We start from the raw sequence: 5,955 nt of genomic DNA, 5'->3' as shown, positions 1-5,955 counted from the left end.
ATTTTTACATCGCTGCCAATGAACGTAAGCTCGAAAATCTGAAAAAAGTTAAACAATATTTGATGCAAAATTTGTTTGTTTAAATTTTTGTCAAATTTTTTACTTACGCTGTTGATGAGGGAAATTACCTAGATGTTCAGTAACTTGTGTGTCATTCTAAATAAGTCGGTATATACCGGCTTATTTTTTTATGGAGGTGCTATTAATGGCACAAGCAATGAAGTTCCACCAATACTTTGATCAATGGATGAAATTGTATAAAAAGGATGCAGTTCGTGAAGTCACTTATCAGAAGTATCAAATGACGCATCGGCAGTTGGTGATGCTGGCACCGGAACTAATGATGATAGATTTATCTAGGCTAACCTATCAACAATTGTTAAATGATTATGCAGAAACGCACGAACGCCAAACAACGATGGATTTTCATCGGCACCTTAAGAGTTCATTGATTGATGCTCTGGAAGAGGAGTACTTAACCAAAGATCCGACCAGAAAGGCAATCATTAAGGGGATTAAACAAAGACAACATAAGACAAAGTACTTACATCAGTACGAGTTACAGGGATTACTAAATGAGCTTAACCTAGATGACAATGTTAGTTGGGATTATTTTATTTTGTTGGTATCTAAAACAGGATTGCGATTTGCAGAAGCATTGGGAGTAACCCCACAAGATTTTGATTTCACTCATCAGGTACTAACCATTAATAAAACTTGGGATTATAAGAGTCACCAAATGGGGTTCGCTCCTACAAAGAATAAGTCTTCGGTTCGGAAGGTACCTTTGGACTGGCAAACGGTGATTCAGTTCTCACAACTAACAAAAAATCTACCAAAAGACGAACCAGTGTTCGTGAATGGGAAAATTTATAACGATACGGTGAATCATTATTTAGAACGACTTTGTAAAAAAGCAGGAATTAAAGTGATTTCTGTCCATGGATTACGTCATACGCATGCGTCATTATTACTATATGCAGTGTCAGTATTGCCTCTGTAGCAAGGCGTTTGGGGCATTCTAACATGACTACAACCGAGCATACTTATCTGCATATTATTCAAGAATTGGAGAATCAAGATAATGATAAAGTGATGAAACATCTTGCTAGTCTGGTTTAAATAAGCGTATGGATTGAGCATTCGATATTTTGAATGCTCTTTTTTGGTCACGCGCATTGGCAGCGATTGATTTGTCAAGGTCTTTAAAGATCAATCCAATTTTACTTTGTTCCTTTTTTTGGGGAACAAATGTAGTTAGATTTGAAAGAGTTTTTTTATTAACAATTTTTAGAGTTCCTGATGAAGCTAAATTTTCCATTTTATTAGACCAAATTTCACTTTCACTTAATAAAAAATATGGTTCATTATCGTCACTAGGAACTAAAGCATTTATTTGCTGATTAAAGGATACTTTTCTAAGAGTTAAAGCGTTTTTACCAATGCTTGCAATTGAAGTAATTAGGATACTATCTTCAGGAACAATTCTTGCATTTTTAATACCTGTTATCGATAGTTTTCTCAAAGAATCTGCTATAGTTCTCTGACATATGTCTGATGGTGTAATCCAAGGTAATCCAGTTATTGAATAATTTTTTTTATTTTTAGTAGATGGAGTATTCCCCGTTTTTATTTCTCCAAGATCTCCTAACTTACGCTGCTCCCAAAGTACAGCGTAATAACATGCCTTTTACACTTGCCAATACTTGGGAGCAGCGTAAGCTTAAAAATTTTGGTGAAAGTTACAGTGGATTATCAGGAAAAACAAAAGATGACTTTGGTATAGGAAATAGTAAATTTATCACTTATAAAAATATTTTTGATAATGAAATGATATCTGAATCACAAATGGAAAAAGTATTAATCAATAGTTCAGAAAAACAAAACAAGGTAAATATTAGTGACGCTTTTTTTACTATTTCATCTGAAACTCCAAATGAGGTTGGTATGTCATCAGTATTAAATTTCAAACATGAAAACTTATATTTAAATAGCTTTTCCTTTGGATTTAGAACTAATATTAATATTGATAACTATTTTTTGGCCAATTCATTTAGATCTGAATATTTTAGGAATAACATAGTGAAATTAGCTCAAGGTATTTCAAGATATAATATTTCAAAAAATAAAGTCCTTAATTTATCTATAAAAATTCCTGATTTTTGTGAGCAAACTAAAGTTGGATTGATATTTAAATCTATAAATAAATCCATCGCTGCCAATGAGTTTAAGCATTTGTTTGACGTTATTTATATAAATTATAAGAACTTACGCTTGTTTTTAAAAATAACATTCTTTGTGAAAAGATAAGAGGATCTGATGCATAAGCCAGACAAAAAAATTAATAAAAAAGTGGATTTCAAATTTAAATTAAACTTTGGTATTTTTACATGTCAATTTAAAATTCGATGGCTATCTCGAAAAAATAATGAAAATTAGTCTTTTCATCGTATATAAATTATAGAAGCCATATATTTATCTAGATTAATTATTAAATGAATTATTGTATTAATACTTACACGGTATGAATGATTTATTATGTATGATTCCATTACTGTTACAAATGAGATTGTTGCACATCCGGGGAATCACGGCTAAAAATCCGTTAATAGTGAATTGTAGAATAAAAATTTAAATATTAGATCGAATCACTAGAATTCATTGATGTAGTAGAACTTTTGCTTTTTCAGAGTAAATTTATTATCGATAATAATAGGTTCTTCAGTCGATTTCATCTTTATTTAAATTATTTTGAAGTTGTTTTTCACCAAATAAAAGCTGATTTTTATCCGTATCTCTTATCACAATCTATGTGATGGGAGTTTTTTTATTTGGAACCAACAGCATGCCAAGCATTTCAATTTATGTTACTGGATGACCATGAAGTTGTCATTTATGGAGTTTTAAAACGGCTCAACATTAGACCATTTCAGCAACAGTATGATGATTTAGCTCAGGAAGGGCGTTTAGCATTTGTCTGCGCCTATCAAAAGTACCCCCATGAGCGGGAAAATCATCCCAAAATGATGAACTATATTTATCAAGCGGTCTACTGGAAATTACTAGACGTTTTGCGCCAGAAGACCNTTCGGGGGGGGGGGTAACCGAGCTTACTAATCAGATTTTTACTGCGACTCCTGATTATGAAACCGAATTACTTTTTGGTGCAATTTTACAAAAATTGGATTCATCAGAGCAGCAACTTTTACGAGGGCTATACCTTGAAGGAAAAACAATTAGTTGTATGGCTCGTGAACTACAAGTATCACGTAAGACCCTTTACCAATGGCGCTTACGGATTCAACAAAAAGCTGTCGTACTTTTGGGTAACACATTTGCTCGGTAAAACGTTTCTATCTAGGTAAGGGTTGGCCAACCACTTATAAAATTAGAAGTTAATGAGGAGCAGACTATGAAAAAGAATTGGATGAAAACAACGGCAACTTATACGATGGTGGGGACTGGCCACGAGACGGGGTTGCGTCGTAGTTTTGCCAGCGTAGTAGCAAATGTTTCCGATAACCAACTTGAAAAATTTGGAACAATTTTAGCAGAACTATCTGGTGATCAGGTTAAAAAAGTAGTTGTCAGTGATACTAGTGTTTTAACTGCCTAATGGAGGGTAAAATATGAAAGTTTTAGAATTAGTCTTTAAATCAGAACAACACAAACTACGGACGTTGAAATTGAACTATGCTAATCAGGTTTTACAATCCACAGAAACGAAAGCACTGATGCAGCGGATTGCTGCCTTGGAGATGTTTCAAAAGGATGGGGTTCAGCTGTACGTAACCCCAGTTGCTGCTCGCTATAGTGATAATCAAGTCTCACCAATCTTTGACGATAGTAAACCAGTCGCCTAACTAAATAATCCCTCAGCTGAATTTGGCTGAGGGATTATTTAGTTAGGGCTAGGTTAAACGTTCTGCCCGGTTGGGCGAACGAGAATCTCGTTGATATCAACATTTTCTGGTTGGTTCATCATGAAGACGGCTGATTGGGCTACATCTTCAGCAGACAACGCCCCATTTTTCTGTTGATTAGCATTTTCGACAGCTTTTTTAATGTCATCATCGCCCACAGTGCTGAGTAAGTTAGTTTCAACGGCTCCAGGTGAGATGATGCCGGTCTTGATGTTATTAGCATGTTCTTCTTGACGGAGTCCCTCCATGATGGCACGAACCGCAAATTTTGTTCCGTTATAGACGGCTGATCCCTGATACAGGACGTGCCCAGCTACTGAATCAGTTGCCATAATTAAACCATGACCCTGTTCCTTCATGGAAGGGAGAACCGCAGCAATTCCGTTTAAAACGCCCATTACATTAATATTTAGCATCTTTTGCCAGCTGTCGGCTTTATTTTTGCGCAACAAACCTTGAGGCATGATTCCAGCATTGTTGTACAAAATATCTACCTTACCAAATTTGGTGATGGCGAACTGGATCAGCGCTTTGACTGATTCCTGGTCAGTTACGTCGGTAACTTGGTAACTAATCCGTTCGGGGTTGGCAGTCGCTGCTTTCTGCAGCTGTTGCTCGTTTCGTGCCCCGATAACGACTTGCGCTCCTTGCTTAGCTGCCAATTTGGCAGTGGCTGCACCGATTCCAGATGATCCACCAGTGATGACCAATACTTTATCTTTCATTAAATTCATAGTAAGACTCCTTTCCTTGACTTAAATTAGTGTATTACTTAACCTTGACTTTAAGTCAAATGATAGGAGTTAGATTGATGAAAATTTCTGAAGTGGCGCAAAAATATCGCCTGACAGCGGTTACGCTGAGGTACTATGAGCGGGCGGGTTTGATTCCACCAGTGGAACGGGTTGGTGGAAAGCGAAATTACCGTGAAACGGACCTGCAGTGGATTGCCTTCATTAAGTGCATGCGCCAGGTTCGAATCCCAGTAAAAACACTTGCTGAGTATACTAAATTATTTATGGCTGGTTGTCAGACCAAACCGTTGCGTAGAAAGATTCTGAGCGATGAGTTAGCACGATTAACCTGTCAAAAACAGGACTTGCAGGCGACGATTAATCAGCTACAGCAAAAGCTCTCAGCCTATGATCGTGGTGAAATTGATTAGTTAGCGGTTTCATTATGATTGTCCAGGGATCTTTTCAAATAGTTTTAGATAACGCACCTATTGAAAGTTTCTTTAATTACATTATAAATATACGTACCATAAATATGTTAATTGGTTTAACAATGAACTAATTTCAAAAAATAAAACAGGACTTACACCGGCTGAATATAGGTGTAAATACTTAAAAATATAAAATTATATGAAGTGTCTAACTTTTCCATAGAAACTCAATTTAAGTCCTCTTTTTATTGTTTTTTTAGTTTTAATTTTCTGCACTTCTAAAGTTTTCATAGTTATAAGGAATTAAATTACTATATAATTCTCCTAGTTTACTAATATCAATTATTACTGCTTTAGGAAAATTATTTAACTTGGTTCCTTTAATACAATCTACATTTTTTACTTCAGTAAGCCAAATGATCATATCAAAATTAGCATTTTTTAATACATTATTGTGTAAGATTTTTAAAATTGTAGAATAATACCAGATTATAATAACTTATTTAAATAATGTGTTTAATATTATTAGCTCATTATTATTTTGTTGAAGATAAATATATATTTTACTTGCTTGTGAGTTAGAAAAAATAATAAAAATAGTGAAGAACATCAAAAAAATCTAATTTTTTTGATGTTCTTTGTCTAACTAAATATGTTCCTATGTCAATAAATGGATATTTTTTATCATATAATTAATCATTTATAATGTAATGAACTTATAAGATTTATGCATACTAACTATCTTTAATTTATTTTTAAAATGTATTTTTTAATTAAATATTTTAATGTTAAGAAGTGTTAAAATTATTTTAACAATTATTATACATAGGAGTTCTTTTGTCTATGAAAAAATTTATAAAAAAACAT

Annotated in this window: 6 protein-coding genes and 3 pseudogenes; 7 read left to right on the top strand and 2 right to left on the bottom strand. The window is 33.9% G+C overall.

The window, feature by feature from the left end; translation table 11 throughout:
* The first annotated feature begins 205 nt into the window (after positions 1-205).
* Positions 206-1,122, top strand: a pseudogene (locus FC87_RS06460) (site-specific integrase).
* On the opposite strand, the pseudogene FC87_RS06455 reads toward FC87_RS06460, so the two are convergent.
* Positions 1,109-1,657, bottom strand: a pseudogene (locus FC87_RS06455) (restriction endonuclease subunit S); the annotation flags it as partial. The pseudogenes FC87_RS06460 and FC87_RS06455 overlap by 14 nt on opposite strands.
* A gap of 26 nt (positions 1,658-1,683) precedes the next feature.
* On the opposite strand from FC87_RS06455, the gene FC87_RS06450 reads away from it, so the two are divergent.
* The 4 genes from FC87_RS06450 (at position 1,684) to FC87_RS06435 (ending at position 3,863) form a co-directional block, all read left to right on the top strand.
* Entirely contained in the window at positions 1,684-2,310 is a 627-nt protein-coding gene (locus FC87_RS06450; RefSeq protein ID WP_162257640.1) for a restriction endonuclease subunit S domain-containing protein, read from the top strand.
* An 871-nt stretch (positions 2,311-3,181) separates the two neighbouring features.
* The gene (locus FC87_RS07230) at positions 3,182-3,346 is read left to right on the top strand and encodes a helix-turn-helix domain-containing protein (RefSeq protein WP_162257639.1); all 165 of its coding nucleotides are present in this window, start codon (positions 3,182-3,184) and stop codon (positions 3,344-3,346) included.
* A gap of 66 nt (positions 3,347-3,412) precedes the next feature.
* Positions 3,413-3,616 (top strand): DUF1659 domain-containing protein, encoded by a 204-nt coding sequence (locus FC87_RS06440; RefSeq protein ID WP_009166623.1) that lies wholly within the window; start codon positions 3,413-3,415, stop codon positions 3,614-3,616.
* Positions 3,617-3,629: 13 nt separating this feature from the next.
* Complete coding sequence (locus tag FC87_RS06435) at positions 3,630-3,863, top strand: DUF2922 domain-containing protein (protein WP_054690728.1); 234 nt, start codon at positions 3,630-3,632, stop codon at positions 3,861-3,863.
* Positions 3,864-3,916: 53 nt separating this feature from the next.
* On the opposite strand, the gene FC87_RS06430 is transcribed toward FC87_RS06435, so the two are convergent.
* Positions 3,917-4,657 carry an SDR family oxidoreductase gene (locus tag FC87_RS06430; protein ID WP_056961956.1) on the bottom strand — a complete coding sequence of 247 codons (741 nt, stop codon included), beginning with the start codon at positions 4,655-4,657 and terminating at the stop codon, positions 3,917-3,919.
* Positions 4,658-4,734: 77 nt separating this feature from the next.
* On the opposite strand from FC87_RS06430, the gene FC87_RS06425 reads away from it, so the two are divergent.
* Both FC87_RS06425 and FC87_RS07225 read left to right on the top strand, forming a co-directional pair.
* Positions 4,735-5,088 (top strand): MerR family transcriptional regulator, encoded by a 354-nt coding sequence (locus tag FC87_RS06425; protein ID WP_054690731.1) that lies wholly within the window; start codon positions 4,735-4,737, stop codon positions 5,086-5,088.
* Between the two features lie 103 nt (positions 5,089-5,191).
* Positions 5,192-5,281: pseudogene (locus tag FC87_RS07225) on the top strand (IS3 family transposase); the annotation flags it as partial.
* Between the last annotated feature and the right edge of the window lie 674 nt (positions 5,282-5,955).

The sequence above is a fragment of the Fructilactobacillus florum DSM 22689 = JCM 16035 genome, assembly GCF_001436645.1.
Lineage (GTDB): Bacteria > Bacillota > Bacilli > Lactobacillales > Lactobacillaceae > Fructilactobacillus > Fructilactobacillus florum.
Note: the sequence above shows the minus strand (reverse complement) of the source record. Positions and strands in the feature narration are given on the sequence as shown.